Annotated in this window: 16 protein-coding genes; 14 read left to right on the forward strand and 2 right to left on the reverse strand. The window is 37.0% G+C overall.

What is annotated here, in order from left to right:
* The first annotated feature begins 29 nt into the window (after nt 1-29).
* Complete coding sequence (gene refZ, locus CN288_RS11480; RefSeq protein ID WP_026593687.1) at nt 30-668, forward strand: forespore capture DNA-binding protein RefZ; 639 nt, start codon at nt 30-32, stop codon at nt 666-668.
* A gap of 46 nt (nt 669-714) precedes the next feature.
* Here refZ and CN288_RS11485 read toward each other — a convergent pair whose 3' ends face one another.
* Nucleotides 715-1,659 carry a DMT family transporter gene (locus CN288_RS11485; RefSeq protein WP_026593686.1) on the reverse strand — a complete coding sequence of 315 codons (945 nt, stop codon included), beginning with the start codon at nt 1,657-1,659 and terminating at the stop codon, nt 715-717.
* A gap of 138 nt (nt 1,660-1,797) precedes the next feature.
* Here CN288_RS11485 and CN288_RS11490 point away from each other — a divergent pair, with 138 nt between their 5' ends.
* The 8 genes from CN288_RS11490 to CN288_RS11525 all read left to right on the forward strand — a co-directional run bounded on the left by CN288_RS11490 (nt 1,798) and on the right by CN288_RS11525 (nt 11,504).
* Nucleotides 1,798-2,625 (forward strand): LysR family transcriptional regulator, encoded by an 828-nt coding sequence (locus tag CN288_RS11490; RefSeq protein WP_026593685.1) that lies wholly within the window; start codon nt 1,798-1,800, stop codon nt 2,623-2,625.
* A 223-nt stretch (nt 2,626-2,848) separates the two neighbouring features.
* Entirely contained in the window at nt 2,849-4,558 is a 1,710-nt protein-coding gene (gene ezrA, locus CN288_RS11495; RefSeq protein ID WP_026593684.1) for a septation ring formation regulator EzrA, read from the forward strand.
* Between the two features lie 210 nt (nt 4,559-4,768).
* Nucleotides 4,769-5,911, forward strand: a complete 1,143-nt coding sequence (locus tag CN288_RS11500; protein WP_098302300.1) for a cysteine desulfurase family protein — start codon at nt 4,769-4,771, stop codon at nt 5,909-5,911.
* A 6-nt stretch (nt 5,912-5,917) separates the two neighbouring features.
* Nucleotides 5,918-7,129 carry a tRNA uracil 4-sulfurtransferase ThiI gene (gene thiI, locus CN288_RS11505; protein ID WP_026593682.1) on the forward strand — a complete coding sequence of 404 codons (1,212 nt, stop codon included), beginning with the start codon at nt 5,918-5,920 and terminating at the stop codon, nt 7,127-7,129.
* A gap of 238 nt (nt 7,130-7,367) precedes the next feature.
* A complete protein-coding gene (locus CN288_RS11510; RefSeq protein ID WP_017153881.1) occupies nt 7,368-7,565 on the forward strand; it encodes an alpha/beta-type small acid-soluble spore protein in 198 nt (65 codons plus the stop codon).
* 154 nt (nt 7,566-7,719) lie between these two features.
* Nucleotides 7,720-9,306 (forward strand): acyl-CoA synthetase MbcS, encoded by a 1,587-nt coding sequence (mbcS, locus tag CN288_RS11515; protein WP_026593681.1) that lies wholly within the window; start codon nt 7,720-7,722, stop codon nt 9,304-9,306.
* 119 nt (nt 9,307-9,425) lie between these two features.
* Nucleotides 9,426-9,851, forward strand: a complete 426-nt coding sequence (locus CN288_RS11520) for a VOC family protein (RefSeq protein ID WP_026593680.1) — start codon at nt 9,426-9,428, stop codon at nt 9,849-9,851.
* Nucleotides 9,852-9,941: 90 nt separating this feature from the next.
* A complete protein-coding gene (locus CN288_RS11525; RefSeq protein ID WP_098302301.1) occupies nt 9,942-11,504 on the forward strand; it encodes an amidohydrolase in 1,563 nt (520 codons plus the stop codon).
* 69 nt (nt 11,505-11,573) lie between these two features.
* On the opposite strand, the gene CN288_RS11530 is transcribed toward CN288_RS11525, so the two are convergent.
* On the reverse strand, nt 11,574-12,377 hold the full coding sequence (locus CN288_RS11530) for an NAD kinase (protein WP_026593678.1): 804 nt from the start codon (nt 12,375-12,377) through the stop codon (nt 11,574-11,576).
* A gap of 193 nt (nt 12,378-12,570) precedes the next feature.
* Between CN288_RS11530 and CN288_RS11535 the strand changes: the two genes are divergently transcribed.
* The 5 genes from CN288_RS11535 (at nt 12,571) to CN288_RS11555 (ending at nt 16,988) form a co-directional block, all read left to right on the forward strand.
* Nucleotides 12,571-13,209, forward strand: a complete 639-nt coding sequence (locus tag CN288_RS11535; RefSeq protein WP_098302302.1) for a DUF2953 domain-containing protein — start codon at nt 12,571-12,573, stop codon at nt 13,207-13,209.
* A gap of 9 nt (nt 13,210-13,218) precedes the next feature.
* Nucleotides 13,219-13,614 (forward strand): GerW family sporulation protein, encoded by a 396-nt coding sequence (gene ytfJ / locus CN288_RS11540; protein ID WP_026593676.1) that lies wholly within the window; start codon nt 13,219-13,221, stop codon nt 13,612-13,614.
* Between the two features lie 179 nt (nt 13,615-13,793).
* Nucleotides 13,794-14,294, forward strand: a complete 501-nt coding sequence (gene tpx / locus CN288_RS11545) for a thiol peroxidase (protein WP_026593675.1) — start codon at nt 13,794-13,796, stop codon at nt 14,292-14,294.
* A gap of 217 nt (nt 14,295-14,511) precedes the next feature.
* The gene (locus tag CN288_RS11550) at nt 14,512-15,498 is read left to right on the forward strand and encodes a class I SAM-dependent methyltransferase (protein WP_141527954.1); all 987 of its coding nucleotides are present in this window, start codon (nt 14,512-14,514) and stop codon (nt 15,496-15,498) included.
* Nucleotides 15,499-15,794: 296 nt separating this feature from the next.
* Nucleotides 15,795-16,988 carry an acetate kinase gene (locus tag CN288_RS11555; protein ID WP_090687899.1) on the forward strand — a complete coding sequence of 398 codons (1,194 nt, stop codon included), beginning with the start codon at nt 15,795-15,797 and terminating at the stop codon, nt 16,986-16,988.
* Nucleotides 16,989-17,010: the final 22 nt, after the last annotated feature.

Genomic DNA, 17,010 nt, shown 5'->3' on the forward strand with positions numbered 1-17,010 from the left:
GGCTGTTCAGAGTGAGAGGAAGTGAGCACGTGAAGCAGACGAAACAAAAAGTAATTGATGCGGCAATTTCGTTGTTTTACACGAAAGGGTATGATGGGACATCGGTGCGCGATATTGCAAAGCGGGCGAATGTGAATGTGGCTAATATTTCATATTATTTTGCTGGAAAGAAAGGTTTATTAGAACAGCTTATAACGGATTTTTTAGAAGGATATATCGGAGTAATTGAGAGGGCTTTTGAACAAAGAGAGTACTTACCAGCTAAAGAAGTGTTGAATCAAATTGTACGAGGCATTTTGCGCTATCAGTTTGAACATCGGGAACTTACTCGATTCTTTTACCGTGAGCTTTCACTTGATACAACGTTAATCCGGGAAGTGATGACTGTTTATTTTTCTAAAGAAAGATATTATATAGAGCAAATCATTAAGCAGGGACAAATGCAGCAGGAGTTTCAGAAAGTGTCTTTTACAATGTTTATGACGCAATTAAAGGGTATGATAAACATGCCATATTTATATCCGCAATATATAACAGAAGTCTTGCATTCGTTTCCGTCAGAAACATTCTTTTTGGAAATGTATACGAAAGAAGTAGAGCAATGGATGGAACAAACATTATGTAGACTACATATGTATTATCCTCTGCCGCGAGCAGTTCATATGTAGAATACCCCCGCCATATTGTAGGTGGGGGTATTTTGTGGCGTGTGTTTCAAGGCTTAATTTCCTCTTGTATACGTTCTTGTTTTCGTTGCCATAAGTTGTTGCATAGTAAAGCGATAATTGTAATTATCGCTCCAATTATTTCAATTCTTTCAATTTGATAGCCCCGAAAAATGGAACCTATAAGTGCGAGCACAGGGACTAAGTTCATAAATAAGATGCCGTTAATAGATGAAATAAGGCGATTTCCCATGTTCCAGCAAAAGACGGCGACAACACCAGCGATAATGGACATATACAATAGTTCAAATCGAACTGTAGCGATTGTATAAAATGTAGGTATGGAAATGAATTTCATATATGTTAGTACAATGACAGTACAAACTAACGAAATGGATCCAAATAAACATGTGAGTGTTGTATAGCGAAGTGGCGACCAAGTTGGAAAATGAGAACCGCCGTTTGTGTAAATAACCCAACAAATAACGCCAGAGAGCATAAGTATATTTGTTGAAACATGTCCTGCTGCTCCAAATAACATATGAATATTACCTTTGGAAATAACAAGTAGCACACCTATCAGTGCACAAAACATACAAAGGAATGTATAGTTTTGTGGTTTTTTCTTCTTTAAGACCCATTGTAATAATAAAGCGAGTATTGGCATAAGAGACTGAATCATGGCTGCGTGAATAGCCCCAGAAGGTCCTGCCAATTGCTGTCCGTAGAAAACAAGAAATCCGTATCCAGCAAAACCGACTGTACCATAGAATAATAAATAGAAAGCTTGTTTTTCTAAGTGAAAGGCGCTTTTTCCTTCAATTATGAAGAGAAGAATAATAAAAATGATAGCTGCTGATCCGTAACGAAAAGTAGTGAAAAAGAATGGATCAATAAATTGCAGAGCGCTGGCCATAACTGGAAACATAAATCCCCAAGCTGTTACAGCGAGTAAGCATAAAAGAGAGCCAAATAGTATTTGTTTTTTATTCAAGAGTATCTTTCTCCTTCTTATTTCGATATAGTGAGTTCATAAAAATAAGCATGAGATGAGTATAGCGCTCACTTTCTATGGACAGGAAATATTGATTTGTTATAGCGGTTATAACTTTTGGTTAGAGGTGTATATCAGATGGATTTTGAAGCAGTGCAATCGTTTATTGAAGTGAAACATACGAGAAGTTTATCGAAAGCGAGTAAACGTCTGCATATTTCACAGCCAGCCCTTAGTAAACAAATTCAAAGATTAGAGGCGGATTTAGAAGTTAAATTATTAAAACGTTCTACACAAGGAGTGGAGTTAACAGATGCTGGAGAGCTATTTATAAAACGTATTGAGCCAATTATAGAACAAATAAATGAAGTGAAGGGAGAGCTGAAAGAGTATCAAGAAAAGAAAAAGATTTCAATTGGAGTATTGCCAAGTTTAGCTGCTCATTACATATCAAAATGTAAGAGTATATTAGAAACATACGAAGTAGAGTGGCAAATTGAACATACGAAAGTGTTAATGGAGTTATTCCGTGAGAGAAAGATTGATGCAATGTTAATTGATTCGGAAGTGGAGGGAGCCAAGTTTGCAAAAGAAGTAAAAAGAGAAAGTATTGTTTGCGTGGTTTCAAATGAACATGCGTATAAAGACGAACATACGATTCAAATAAAGAATTTACAGCATGAAAAACTTATTATTTATCCGGAAATTTGTGATATCAGAAAAATGATTATGACAACATTCAAAGGAATGGGTGTTAAACCTACTATTGCTGTAGAAACATCATACGCAGAGCCGATGCTTGCGATGGTTCGGGCTGGCCTTGGTATTACGTTATTACCAGAAATTGCAGTGAAGCAAGCTATGCAAGCTGGGATTCGTGTTATGCATGTGGAACCAACGTTAACGAGAGTAATTTATTTTATATCACATAGGGAAGAGATGTCCTTATTAAAGGCGTTACAGTAAATATTTGAAAAAGAGATACAGAAATTTTTAGGAAGTAATATTACAAACGGATCAAAAGAAACATGAAATTTTAAAAAAAACTAGGTCAAAAACACGTCATTACATGATATGATTAGTACATTGTTAGTTGTTAAATATAGGGGATTCCCCTTTTTGTACATAATGCCTTCCATTTCATAAACGGAACGGACAAAAAAAGAGATATAATAGGAGGCTAATTTACATGGATTCTATCCTGACGATCGTTATCATCGTAGTAAGCTCTATTCTAGTGCTGCTCATGATAGAGCTCGTGATAAGAAATCGTTTATATAAAGATATTGAAGCACTTGAGCAGTGGAAACAAGAAATAAAAGATAAACCTGTTGCAGATGAGTTGAAACGGGTTAAGGATTTAAATATGACTGGCCAAACAGAAGAACTGTTTGGGAAATGGCGTGAAGAATGGGATGAAATTGTTACAAACCTTCTACCAAAAGCTGATAAAACATTAGAAAGCGCCCAAAAGTCAGCCTCACAATTTTCCTTCCGAAAAGCAAAGCGTTTGATGAGTGAATCCATTCGTGATTTAGATGAAGCGGATAACCGCATTACGGAGATTTTAAATGAGTTGCAACAATTGTTAGAGAGCTATGAGAAAAATAGTTCGGAGATTGAAGAGTTACGTGATACATATCGTAGTATGAAAAAAAGTGTACTTGCTCATCGTCATATGTTTGGAAAATCTGAACAGAAAATTGAAGAGTTACTTGATATAGAACTGGCGAAATTTCAAGAATTTGATGAGACAACAGAAAACGGTGATTATTTAAAGGCGCGTGACATTGTAAAAAGTTTGGAAGATGGATTAGCGAGCTTAGAAGTTATCATTCATGAAGTTCCTGATCTATTAGTCGAGTGTCAAGCGACATTACCAGTACAATTAGATGATTTATTACAAGGTCATGATGATATGAAGCGTCAAGGATATGTATTAAATCATTTAGAAATCCCTAAAGAATTACGAGATATGAACAAACAACTACAAACATGTCTGATTGATTTGGAAGAACTTCATATAACAGAAGCTAATGAGAAAATAGAGGGATTAAAAAAGCGTCTGGATACGTTGTATGATCAATTAGAACAAGAAGTGCATGCGAAGCATTATGTAGAGAAAAAATCAGTTACAGTTTATGAAGATTTAGAGGAAATTCATGAAAAAGCAATTGAAACAAAATCCGAAACGCAATTTGTGAAACAAAGCTATCAGTTGCAAGATAAAGATATTGAGTCACAAAAATTGATTGAAAAACAAATGCATATTTTAATGAAGCGCTTTGAGGTATTGCAATTACGTATTGCTGAGCAAGATATTGCTTTCTCTGTCATTCGTGAAGAACTGGAAGAGATTTATGAGCAATGTGAAACATTAAAGGTCCTTCATGTAGAATATAAAGAGATGTTGCAAACGATGCGTAAAGAAGAATTTGAGGCGCGTGAAAAGTTACAAGAAATGCGTCATATGATTGTAGAAGCAAAACGCTTTATGCAAAAGTCTAACTTACCAGGTCTTCCAGAAAGCATTATGGAAGATTTACAAAGAGGGCAAGAGGCAATGCAAGGTGTTTATGGACAGTTAGAATTAAAGCCGCTGAATATGCAGGTTGTAAATAGCATGTTAGAAGAAGCATATGCAATCGTAAATGGTGTATATGAAAAAACGCAGGAGTTAATTGGACAGGCGTATTTAGTAGAAAAGCTAATCCAGTATGGTAATCGTTATCGTAGTCATGATACGGATTTATCCCAAAGCTTAGAGAATGCAGAGAGATTGTTCCGTGAATATGAATATGATGCTGCATTAGAACAAGCAGCTTCTGTTTTAGAACAACTTGAACCTGGTGTTGTTCAAAAGATTGCTGAATTTGTAGACAGCGAACAAACCCCTTGATGAAAAAGGGGTTTGTTTTTTTGTGCTGGATTTGTGTAAATTCTAGAGTGATATTGCTATAATGAATAGCGGAATACAGCAGTGTTTTTCGTTTCAAAATATAAAATTATGCTTGTATATTAAAAAATGAAACCTTTGAGTATGTTTAGCGTAATTACACGTGTTTGTGATATGATTATATGATGTGACAGCGCTGAAAGGAGAAGAACGATGATCTATTTTGATAATAGTGCGACAACGAAACCATATCCAGAAGTCCTTCAATCGTATGTAACGGTTGCAGGAAAATACTTTGGGAATCCTTCTTCTATTCATTCGCTCGGGGGAGAAGCAGAGCGTTTATTAACACAATCAAGAACGATTGCAGCGCAGCTTCTTCATGTTAAACCTTCCGAAATTATTTTTACATCGGGTGGAACGGAAGGAAATAACCTTGCGATTAAAGGAATAGCGATGAGGAATCGCTCTCGTGGTAAACATATTATTACAACAAATATTGAACACGCGTCTGTGTTTGAAGCATATAAACAATTAGAAGGGCTCGGTTTTGATGTAACATACTTACCTGTAAATGAACATGGTATTGTATCAGTAGAAAATGTAAAACGAGCGCTTCGTGAGGATACAATTCTTGTTTCAATGATTCATGTTAATAATGAAACAGGAGCGATTCAGCCTATTTCTGAAGTTGGTAAATTGCTAGCGAACTATCCGAAAATAAGATTCCATGTAGATCACGTGCAAGGGATCGGAAAAGTACCACTTGATCTATATGCTTCGTATATTGATCTTTGTTCGATATCGGGACATAAATTTCATAGCGTAAAGGGAACTGGACTTTTATATGTACGCGATGGAGTAAGATTAGATCCGATTTTATCAGGTGGTCAGCAGGAGTTCCGTTATCGTTCTGGTACAGAGAATTTACCTGGTATTGTGGCAATGGTAAAAGCATTGCGTATGACAATGGAACATATGAAAGAAAAAAGTGACCGTTTACAGAAGTTACAAGCAGAGCTTGTCCGTTTCTTCGAGGGCATGGAAGATGTAACGATTAATACATCCCTTCAATATGCAGCACCGCATATTTTAAATGTATCATTCGTTGGTTTAAAACCAGAAGTAGTGGTTCATGCTCTAGAAGAACGAGACGTATATGTATCAACAAAATCAGCTTGTTCTTCAAAAGTAAATGAAGTAAGCCGCGTGTTAGAGTCAATGGGCGTGCCGCGTGCAGCAGCAGCAAGTGCAATTCGCATTAGTTTAGCATCTGAAAATACGATGGAAGAAGTAATGCAATTCGAAGAAATTATAAAAGAAACATTACCAAAATTATACGAAGTGATGAGGTAAAGAAACATGATGAAATATGAATATATTTTAGTGCGTTACGGTGAAATGACGACAAAAGGAAAAAACCGTTCTAAGTTTGTAAACACGTTAAAAGAGAACGTGAAATTTAAATTGAAGAAATTCCCAAATATCAAAATCGATGCAACACATGATCGCATGTACATTCAATTAAATGGTGAAGATCATGAGGCGATTGCAGAAAGATTACAAGACGTATTTGGTATTCATAAGTTTAATTTAGCGATGAAAGTACCATCAGAACTAGAAGAGATTAAAAAAGGTGCGCTAGCGGCTTTCTTACAAGTAAAAGGCGATGTGAAAACATTTAAAATTACAGTGCACCGTTCTTATAAACATTTCCCAATGCGAACGATGGAATTACTTCCTGAGATTGGCGGGTATATTTTAGATAATACAGAAGACATCACAGTGGACGTTCACAATCCAGATGTAAATGTTCGCGTAGAAATTCGCAGTGGTTATAGCTACATTATGTGTGATGAGCGCATGGGCGCAGGTGGATTACCAGTTGGTGTTGGAGGAAAAGTTATGGTGCTTCTTTCTGGCGGAATCGATAGTCCAGTAGCTGCGTTCTTAACAATGAAGCGCGGTGTATCAGTGGAGGCTGTTCACTTCCATAGTCCACCTTTTACAAGTGAGCGTGCGAAGCAAAAAGTAATTGATTTAGCCCAAGAGTTAACGAAATACTGCAAACGTTTGACGCTTCACCTTGTTCCGTTTACGGAAGTGCAAAAAACAATTAATAAAGAAATTCCATCTAGTTATTCTATGACAGTAATGCGCCGTATGATGATGCGTATTACAGAGCGCATTGCAGAAGAGCGTAATGCACTTGCAATTACAACGGGTGAAAGTCTTGGACAAGTAGCGAGCCAAACGTTAGATAGTATGCATACAATTAATGAAGTGACAAACTATCCAGTAATTCGTCCGCTTATTACGATGGACAAACTAGAAATTATTAAAATTGCAAATCAAATTGGAACATATGATATTTCGATTCGTCCGTATGAAGACTGCTGTACAGTATTCACACCAGCGAGCCCAGCGACAAAACCGAAGCGTGAAAAGGCAAATCGCTTTGAATCAAAATATGACTTTACACCACTTATTGAAGCTGCTGTTGCTAATACAGAAAAAATAGTATTACAAACAGTAGAAGTGGCTGAAGAAGAACAATTTGAAGATCTTTTCTAAAAGTGCTTGTTCAAAAGGAGGATAAAGAGAGCTGAGCAGTTCGAGACGCGGAGGTCAGGAGGATGCGGCGTGTAGAGTGAACTACATGAGTACTGGACTGGCGACGAAGGGGAAGAAATACGGCAGTTATCTTTACCGGACTTTTTGAATATCTTTTGAAACCATAAATTACCATATCTGAAAATGTATGAAGTCCTATGGTTTATCACACTCTATACTCACAAGGAGGTGATACCATATGGCACGAAGCACAAATAAATTAGCGGTTCCTGGTGCTGAATCAGCATTAGACCAAATGAAATACGAAATCGCTCAAGAGTTCGGTGTTCAACTTGGAGCTGATTCAACATCTCGCGCTAACGGATCTGTTGGTGGCGAAATTACAAAACGTCTAGTTTCACTAGCTGAGCAACAATTAGGCGGTTTCCACAAATAATCCCATATATGATGGCTTAGAAGGAGCGGATTTTCCCGCTCCTTCTTTTTTGTCGAAATACCATTAAAAAATTTGTCAAAAGAAGAGGGTTCAAAATTTACTGAAAATTCTTTATTATATAAGGGAGACATAGAGATTAAGGAGGATGATTGTTATGAAGAGAGAGGAATTATTAGCGCCGCCGTCTTACAATTTAGTTGCGGAGATAGAAAAATATACAAATGAAAAAGAGAAACTTGCTTTAATTTGGCAGGATGACAAAGGGAATAGACGAGAGGTTACATACTTTGAATTAATAAAAGGTGCGAATAAAATTGGAAACGCTTTTATAAAGAGTGGCTTACAAAAAGGGGACAAGCTTCTCATTATGATGCCACGGCTAATTGAAGCGTATATGACATACATTGCCGCAATTAAAGCCGGATTTGTAGTTATTCCAAGTTCAGAAATGCTTCGCAAAAAAGATATTGAATATCGCATTCAGCACGGAGAAGTAAAGGCAATTGTCAGTTATGGGCCGTATATCGAACAATTTGACGGTGTAGAGATGGTGGAGTCTCTTCAAAAGTTTGCGCTGAGCGAGCAGTCAGTAGATGGCTGGATCAATTTAAAAGACGTATTAGAAATAGAAAGTGACGAATTAGAGATGGCTAAGACAGACCGAGAAGATATGGTCTTTTTATCTTACACATCAGGAACAACAGGAAATCCAAAGGGCGTCGTTCATACACATGCTTGGGGCTACGCGCATTTACGTACAAGCGCTCCAAATTGGCTCGGAATAGAAGAGAATGATGTTGTATGGGCAACGGCTAGTCCAGGTTGGCAAAAGTGGATTTGGAGCCCGTTTTTAGCAACGCTCGGTTCTGGAGCAACAGGATTTGTATATCACGGTAAATTTGAACCGAAGACATATCTACAGTTATTAGATGATAATAAAGTGAACGTGCTTTGTTGTACGCCGACAGAGTATCGCTTAATGGCAAAAGTAGAGAACCTGCAGCAATATAATCTATCAGCGTTACATAGTGCTGTATCGGCAGGAGAGCCGCTGAACCGAGAGGTAATAGAAACATTCCAAAATCATTTTCATGTTACCGTCAGGGATGGCTATGGCCAAACAGAAAATACATTACTTGTTGGCGTTATGAAAGGAATGGAGATTAAGCCAGGGTCGATGGGGAAACCGACGCCAGGTAATCATGTAGATATTGTAGATGAAGAAGGAAAACCTGTATCCATTGGAGAAGTAGGAGATATTGCTGTTCATATTGAAACGCCAGCACTTTTTAAGCAATATTATAAAGATGATGAGCGGACAGCGATGCAATTCCGTGGTGATTATTATATTACAGGTGATAAAGCGAAAAAAGACGAAGAAGGTTATTTTTGGTTTGAGGGACGCGGTGATGATATTATCATTAGCTCTGGTTATACAATTGGGCCATTTGAAGTCGAAGATGCACTTGTGAAACACCCGTATGTAAGAGAGTGTGCTGTTGTGGCAAGTCCGGATGAAATCCGCGGAAGTGTCGTAAAGGCATTTATCGTTTTAAGAGAAAATGTACAAGAAAAAGAAGATACACTGATTCCTTTACTTCAAGAACATGTTAAAGAATTAACTGCACCATATAAATACCCTCGCAAAATTGAATTTGTAGACGAACTACCAAAAACAATTTCCGGAAAAATTAGACGCGTCGAACTTAGAAAACAAGAAATGGGATTAGGGCTAAAGTAAGAAAAAATGGATTTAGATTGTTGCAAGTGCATGTAAAGTTATGATATCATTTGATAGAACGTATGTTCTTGTTTGGGTTTAAAATGACTACTGAAAAATTGAAAAAAGAGGTGTTTTTTATGATTTTAGGTATTAATCCGTATTTAGTTTTGGATGGTAATGGACAAGAAGCAGTGAAGTTTTATGAACATGCATTGGATGCAAAAGTTGAAGTCATTCAAACTTTTGGAGAAATGCCTGAAACTCCAGGATTTACTGTTCCAGATGAGGTGAAGGAACGCGTTTTACATGCGCATTTAAAAGTAGGTAATACAGACCTTATGATTTCAGATACATTCCCAGGTAAACCACACGAAATTGGATCGCAAGTAACGATAGCGATTAGATTAAGCGATGCAGAAAAGGCAAAAGAAGTATTTGGAAAATTACAAGATGGCGGTCAAGTAATTATGCCAATTCAAGAAACTTTCTGGAGCCCGGCGTATGGACAAGTAAAAGATAAATTTAACGTAGAATGGCAAGTAACAACAATCCCGGCTAATTAAAATTCATTTTTGGAAAAGCACCATGTTTGTAAAGTGGTGCTTTTTTTCTACACTTAAATTTCGTAGACTAAAAGAAAAAGGGGGGAGAAGATGGGGGAGATTTGGTTCGGTGGACATATTTATACAATGAGTGAAGAGAACGAAATGGTTGAAGCTGTGTATGTAGAAGATGGGATGATTATAGATACGGGGAATAAAAAAGAGTTAGAAAGTCGTTATGAGCCTGAGCGGGTGCATAATCTAGAAGGAAGAACGATGATTCCGGGCCTTGTGGATAGTCATATGCACCTTATTGGGCATGGAGAAAGGTTACTTCGATTAGATTTATCTGCATGCACGTCGTATCAGGAAATGCTTTTGCTCGTTAGAGAGCGGGTTAACGAAGTGGCAGAGGATATTTGGGTTATTGGTGAGGGCTGGAACGAAAATAATTTCACAGATACTAAAAACGTCCATGTCCGTGATTTAGATGCGATTTCGAAAGAACATCCTATCTTATTAAAACGTGTTTGTCGACATGTTACATGGGTGAACTCTTACATACTTGACAAAGCAAATATAACGGTTGAGACGAAGGACCCAAAAGGCGGGAAAATTGGCCGGGATTCATCAAATGAATTAACAGGTCTTTTATATGAACAAGGCCAAGAATTAATTAAGCATCTTCAGCCTGAAATAGATGAAACATATTTACGAAGAGCACTAGAAACAGCTATTCGAGATTGTTGGAAGTACGGATTAGTGGGTGGACATACAGAGGATTTAAATTATTACGGCAGTTTTCGAAAAACGTACAATGCGTTTCCATACGTTATAAAAGAAACGCCTTTTAAAGCACATTTACTCGTTCATCATGAAGTGGCGGAAGAACGAAAAGAATATGAAAATGAGCATTATATTGAATTTGGGGCCATGAAGATTTTTTCTGATGGTTCTTTTGGCGGAAGAACGGCTTTATTAAGTGAACCGTATGAAGATGAGAAGGAAACAAATGGAGTAGCTATTTTTTCTCGTGAAGAGCTCGCGGAATTAGTGAAGAAAGCACGTAATCTACGGATGCCAGTTGCGATTCATACAATCGGTGATTTATCCCTTGAATATGTAATTGATGCACTGGAGTTATATCCTCCCGGAGAGGGGCTGCGTGATCGTATTATTCATTGTCAACTTGCTCGTGAAGATTTAATTGAACGTATGAAGAACTTACAAGCAATCATTGATATTCAGCCTGTATTCGTCTCGTCTGATTTCCCATCTGTTATTGAAAAATTAGGAGAGCATCGTCTTCGTTATGCGTATGCTTGGAAAACATTGCTCCGTGCAGGTTTGCATTGCGGCGGTGGATCAGATGCCCCAATCGAGCAAGTAAATCCGTTTTTAGGGATGTATAGTGCCGTAACGCGCCGAAGTTTTATGGATGGAACATGTTATATACCAGAAGAGCGTCTATCGGTATTTGAAGCTGTTTCACTCTTTACGACCGGAAGTGCATATACGATTGGAAAAGAAAACGAGCGTGGTAAAATCGCCCAAGGGTATGAAGCGGATTTCACCATAATGGATCGTAATGTATTTGAAATTAAAGTAGAAGATATAAAAAATATACAAGTTACGGCAACTGTAATAGATGGTCAGATTGTGTATCAAAAATAATAGCGACCGTTCGAAAATATGTGACGCAAAAATGAGTGCTAGGGAATCTCCTAGCACTCATTTTTCATCTTATAAAAACGTTCTCTGTACTTTTTCCCAGAACGAATTATTTTTTAGTTTTACTGTTTTAATTTGTTTATCACTTAAACGAACAACTGCTTTCTCGACTTGTTTAATGCTAAGCGCTTCATTATCCATTCCGATAACAGGGTAATCATTACCGTCTGGAGCAAGCTTTAACGTTAATGTACGTTCATGATTTAAGATGAACGGTGATCCAAGTGTACGGTATGTGTTGTTATTTAAAGAAGCAAGTTCGCTTATTTGGAAGCATGGAATCAATGGATCAACAACTGCGCCGTGCAATGATTTATTATAAGCTGTACTTCCTGTCGGTGTAGAGATGACTAAACCGTCTCCTCTAAATGTTTCGAAATATAAATCATCAACATGTACATCAACTACAAATGTTTTAATGATGCTAGAGCGTAAAGAAAACTCGTTTAAACAATGGAAAGATGTGTCATGATCAACATCTATTTGAATTGTTGGATATTTTCGCACTTCAATTTCATTTTGTGTAATTTCTTGAAGGGCTGTATCGACATGGTCAATATGGAAATCACAGTAGAAAGAAATTTCATCTTTCGTAGAAACCCCTGCATATAAGCAATCTTCTCTAAAACCTGTTTTACGAACGGCTTGTAAGAAGGTGCCGTCATCTCCAACACTGACGATAGCGTTTGCATTTTTTGGATGATCTAATATGGTAAATCCATTTTCCTCTAAAATACGACATATTGGCTTCATTTTTTCGACAAGCGTTGCTTTGTCATCACCATAAAAGAAAAATAAATTGCGGCGATCTGTCATTGTGTATCCCTCCATTGCAGTCAAATTTAACGTGGTGCTCCATTAGAAAAATTCTGATGGTATGCTCAAATAATATATTTCGATATAAAATGTCAAAATCCCTCTTTGTTTTTAGAAAAATTTTTATATTCAATTTTATAACTACTTGTTTAATCCTGTTTGAACCTGTCGATAATGGATGTGGAGTGAAAGGATGATACAAATGAAGTGGTTTGTGATTGGAATTGGAATTCTTCTCTTGCTCGTTTTACTTATACTATTGTCGAAACTATCGCTTAAAGTGACGTTTTTATATTCAGAAATGGAGAAACAATGTTTATTTCAAGTGAAAATATGGATGATTCGATATACATTTGATGTGCTGGAAAGAATTGAAAAACAACAAAAAAAGACCGAACAAAAAATTGAAAAGGCAGAGAAAGATGGCGGTATAGAAAATAAAATTATGGCGCAACTTGATAGTGTCGGGGAACTGATAAAAAAGCTTCAAGAAATCCATACTATCATTAAAGGTTTTCTTAAAAAAGTGAAAATCAATAAGTGGAGATGGCATTCGCAAATTGGAACTGGGGATGCAGCTAGTACTGGAATTGTTACTGGATATGCATGGGGAATAAAAGGAATGACTGCGGGGGCCTTGGGACAATATACACATGTTATCGATGTACCGGAGTTTGAGATTACACCTGTGTTTCAAGGGAAGGGATTTGCATCGAAAGGTGAATTAACAGCATCCTTTCATATATATCGTGCCCTAGTAGCAGGGGTGAAGTTACTCTTGTTTATGAGAAAACAAAGATCTGGTATAACAGAAAAATCTGTACAAGCATAGGGGGATAAAATGGATCATCCAATTCAAGGTTTAATGACAACTGCAATGCAGCATTTAAAACAAATGACGGATGTAAATACAATTATCGGCGATCCAATTAAAGCGGCTGATGGGAGCGTCATTTTAACGGTTTCTAAAGTGAGCTTTGGGTTTGCTGCTGGCGGGAGCGAGTTTGGAAAAGTAGAAAGCTCCGGTCGTCATCCATTTGGAGGAGGGAGTGGTGGTGGTGTCTCCATTAACCCAGTCGCTTTTCTCGTTATAAATGGACAAGGCGTAAAAGTATTACACTTAGATCAACAGACACATGTGATTGATAAAATCCTTGAGTTAGCACCGCAAGCTGTTGATAAAGTGAAGGAAATGATGGAGAAGCGAAAAGGCGACGAACCAGAATTTGAAATATAGAGGATGAATTTCTGAGAAGAAGGGCTAAATAAAGGCCCTTCTTTTTTGTGCTGAATTATGAAAGTGGCATCTTTTTTGAAAAAATATATAAGTTGAGTTAGTTTCATTTGTATTTTAGAATCATTATGACTATTATTAACACTATACATACTTTGTTTTATTAAAAGGAGGATTTTCAAGTGACAAACGTAACTTTTAAAGGTAACCCAATCACTTTAGTTGGAACAGAAGTTAAAGTTGGCGATCAAGCGTCAAACTTCCAAGTGCTAGCAAACGACTTATCTCCAGTAAGTTTAGAAACATACAAAGGTCAAGTGAAATTAATTAGTGTTGTACCATCTATCGACACAGGTGTATGCGATGCGCAAACTCGTCGTTTTAACCAAGATGCAGCTGGTATTGAAAACACAAAAGTATTAACAATTAGTGTAGACCTACCATTCGCTCAAAAACGCTGGTGTGCAGCGAACGGATTAGAAAATGTAGCAACACTTTCTGATCACCGTGACCTTTCATTCGGTGAAGCTTACGGTGTAGTAATGAAAGAACTTCGTTTACTTGCTCGTGCAGTATTCGTAGTAGACAGCAACGACAAAGTAGTTTACGTAGAATACGTAAGCGAAGGTACAAGCCATCCAAATTACGAAGCAGCATTAGAAGCAGCAAAAGCTGCTAAGTAATGTAAATGAAGGCGACCTCTATGTAAGAGGTCGTTTTTTCTCATATAGTGCCGAACGCGGATGTACTGAAAAAGCGCTGATATATAAGAAGAAACAGTCGATATAAAATTAAAATCTGAAAAGGGAGCTCTTAAAAAGGGGTCGCTTTTTCTTTTGGCAAAAAATTAGATTGTGGTATGATATAAGTTATGTGTAATTGACAGAAGGAGGAATGTACGTGAGTCAGGCAGTAGAAACATTATTTTCTATTTTTGATTCTTCTACCGTAATTTTACGTAAAGAATTGGATGTAACCTATTTAGAAGCGCTTGTGGAAACAGGGGATAATCTGTTTGAAGGAACGGTTCTACAAGAAGAATTATCTGAATCAACAATTGAACGGTTGAATCGTGAATATAGTAAGTTTAATGAAGAAAAATATAAAAGCGAGGAAATTCGCAAATCATTTCAACTTGCGATTCTAAAAGGAATGAAAGAAGGCGTGCAAGCCAATCACGAAATGACGCCTGATGCAGTTGGAATGTTTATGAGCTACTTATTCCATAAATTTATGAAAGATCAAAAAGAAATCGTTGTTTTAGATCCTGCGATTGGGACAGGGAACTTAATGACGACAATTTTTAATGGTGCTCAAGAAGGTGCAACGATAAGTGGATTTGGTGTAGATGTGGATGATTTACTTGTTAGACTTGCTTTAGCGAATGCGAATTTACAAAAGCAAGCAATCGAGTTCTTCAATCAAGATGGACTAGCACCGCTTTATATTGACCCAGTAGATGCAGTTGTTTGTGATTTACCAGTTGGATTTTATCCAAACGAAATTGGCGCAAGTGAATATACTCTTAAAGCAGATGAAGGAATGTCTTATGCACATCACTTATTTATTGAACAAAGTGTGAAACATACAAAAGAAGGTGGCTATTTATTCTTCTTAGTACCAAACTTTATCTTTGAAAGTGATCAAGCGCCAAAATTACATGCATTTATTAAAGAAACAAGCTTTATTCAAGGACTATTACAGCTTCCTGTTTCCATGTTTAAAAACGAGAAAAATGCAAAAAGTATATTTGTTCTCCAAAAGAAAGGTCCAAATGTAACAATGCCGAAACAAGCTTTGTTAGTAGAGTTGCCTAAATTTTCCAACATGAAGGCGATGGAGAATATTATGGATCAATTAAATACTTGGTTTGCAACGTATAAATAGTAATATATGTAACAGGAGTACTCTTAGATATAGTACAGTTTTGTATTGTATGTAATAATTTTTAATATATACAAGATAAAACTGAATTTTTTTGAAATCTGTAATATATATTTTTTCTTGGTGTTACAATTTTTTCACTTGAAATATATGTCGTACGATGTTTAAATTAAATTCGTGAGTATAAAATTTACTGGGGATGAAACGTTTTCATCTTTGGTATATTTAAACAGATAAAATCGAGCGGTTTGTGGTCTCATCCACACAACTACCAAGAGAAAAAAGGGGCGAAAGACTAGATGTCAAAAATCATCGCGATTAATGCAGGAAGCTCTTCCTTGAAATTCCAATTATTTGAAATGCCAAGTGAAACAGTATTAACAAAAGGTTTAGTAGAACGTATCGGTTTAGAAGATAGTATCTTCACAATTACTGTGAACGGTGAAAAACAAACAGAAGTAACAAGTATACCAGACCATGGAGTAGCAGTTAATATGTTACTTAACAAATTAACTGAAAACGGAATCGTGAAATCTCTTGATGAGATTAGCGGTATCGGTCACCGCGTTGTACACGGCGGCGAAAAGTTTGATGATTCTGCTTTAATTACTGACGAAGTATTAGCGGAAATCGAAAATTTAAGCGAATTAGCACCACTTCATAATCCAGCACACGTTGTTGGTATTAAAGCATTCCAAGCGGTACTTCCAAACGTACCAGCAGTTGCAGTATTCGATACAGCATTCCATCAAACAATGCCGGAAGAATCTTTCTTATACAGCTTACCATATGAATACTATGAGAAATATGGTGTTCGTAAATACGGTTTCCACGGAACGTCTCATAAATATGTAACACAGCGTGCAGCTGAATTATTAGGTCGTCCACTTGAAAGCTTACGTTTACTTTCTTGCCACTTAGGTAACGGTGCAAGTATCGCAGCTGTAGAAGGCGGAAAGTCTATCGATACTTCTATGGGCTTCACTCCACTTGCTGGTGTAACAATGGGTACACGTTCTGGTAACCTTGATCCTGCGTTAATTCCATACCTAATGGAAAAAACAGGACAATCTGTAGAAGAAGTTCTAAACGTATTAAACAAGAAAAGTGGTATGCTAGGTCTTTCTGGATTCTCTAGTGACTTACGTGACATCGAACAAGCGGAAAAAGAAGGAAATCACCGTGCAGAGGTAGCGTTAGATATATTCGTAGAGCGTATTCATAAATATATCGGTTCTTATGCAGCTCGTATGAAAGGTGTAGACGCAATCATCTTTACAGCTGGTATTGGAGAAAACAGTTCTCTAATTCGTGAGCGTGTATTAGAAGGCCTTGAGTTTATGGGAGTATACTTCGATCCGAAACGTAACAATGTTCGTGGCGAAGAAGCATTCATCAGCTTCCCTCACTCTCCAGTGAAAATTATTATAATTCCAACTGACGAAGAAGTTATGATTGCTCGTGACGTATTACGTCTTGGAAATATTGGTTAATATATGAATAAAAGACGGGATC

This window comes from Bacillus sp. AFS023182, assembly GCF_002560575.1.
GTDB lineage: Bacteria > Bacillota > Bacilli > Bacillales > Bacillaceae_G > Bacillus_A > Bacillus_A arachidis.

What these genes read in the sequence shown, in the direction of transcription:
- CN288_RS11490 (WP_026593685.1), top strand. Translation starts at nt 1,798, where the DNA reads ATGGATTTTGAAGCAGTGCAATCGTTTATTGAAGTGAAACATACGAGA.
- ezrA (WP_026593684.1), top strand. Translation starts at nt 2,849, where the DNA reads ATGGATTCTATCCTGACGATCGTTATCATCGTAGTAAGCTCTATTCTA.
- CN288_RS11500 (WP_098302300.1), top strand. Translation starts at nt 4,769, where the DNA reads ATGATCTATTTTGATAATAGTGCGACAACGAAACCATATCCAGAAGTC.
- thiI (WP_026593682.1), top strand. Translation starts at nt 5,918, where the DNA reads ATGATGAAATATGAATATATTTTAGTGCGTTACGGTGAAATGACGACA.
- CN288_RS11510 (WP_017153881.1), top strand. Translation starts at nt 7,368, where the DNA reads ATGGCACGAAGCACAAATAAATTAGCGGTTCCTGGTGCTGAATCAGCA.
- mbcS (WP_026593681.1), top strand. Translation starts at nt 7,720, where the DNA reads ATGAAGAGAGAGGAATTATTAGCGCCGCCGTCTTACAATTTAGTTGCG.
- CN288_RS11520 (WP_026593680.1), top strand. Translation starts at nt 9,426, where the DNA reads ATGATTTTAGGTATTAATCCGTATTTAGTTTTGGATGGTAATGGACAA.
- CN288_RS11525 (WP_098302301.1), top strand. Translation starts at nt 9,942, where the DNA reads ATGGGGGAGATTTGGTTCGGTGGACATATTTATACAATGAGTGAAGAG.
- CN288_RS11530 (WP_026593678.1), bottom strand. Translation starts at nt 12,377, where the DNA reads ATGACAGATCGCCGCAATTTATTTTTCTTTTATGGTGATGACAAAGCA.
- CN288_RS11535 (WP_098302302.1), top strand. Translation starts at nt 12,571, where the DNA reads ATGATACAAATGAAGTGGTTTGTGATTGGAATTGGAATTCTTCTCTTG.
- ytfJ (WP_026593676.1), top strand. Translation starts at nt 13,219, where the DNA reads ATGGATCATCCAATTCAAGGTTTAATGACAACTGCAATGCAGCATTTA.
- CN288_RS11555 (WP_090687899.1), top strand. Translation starts at nt 15,795, where the DNA reads ATGTCAAAAATCATCGCGATTAATGCAGGAAGCTCTTCCTTGAAATTC.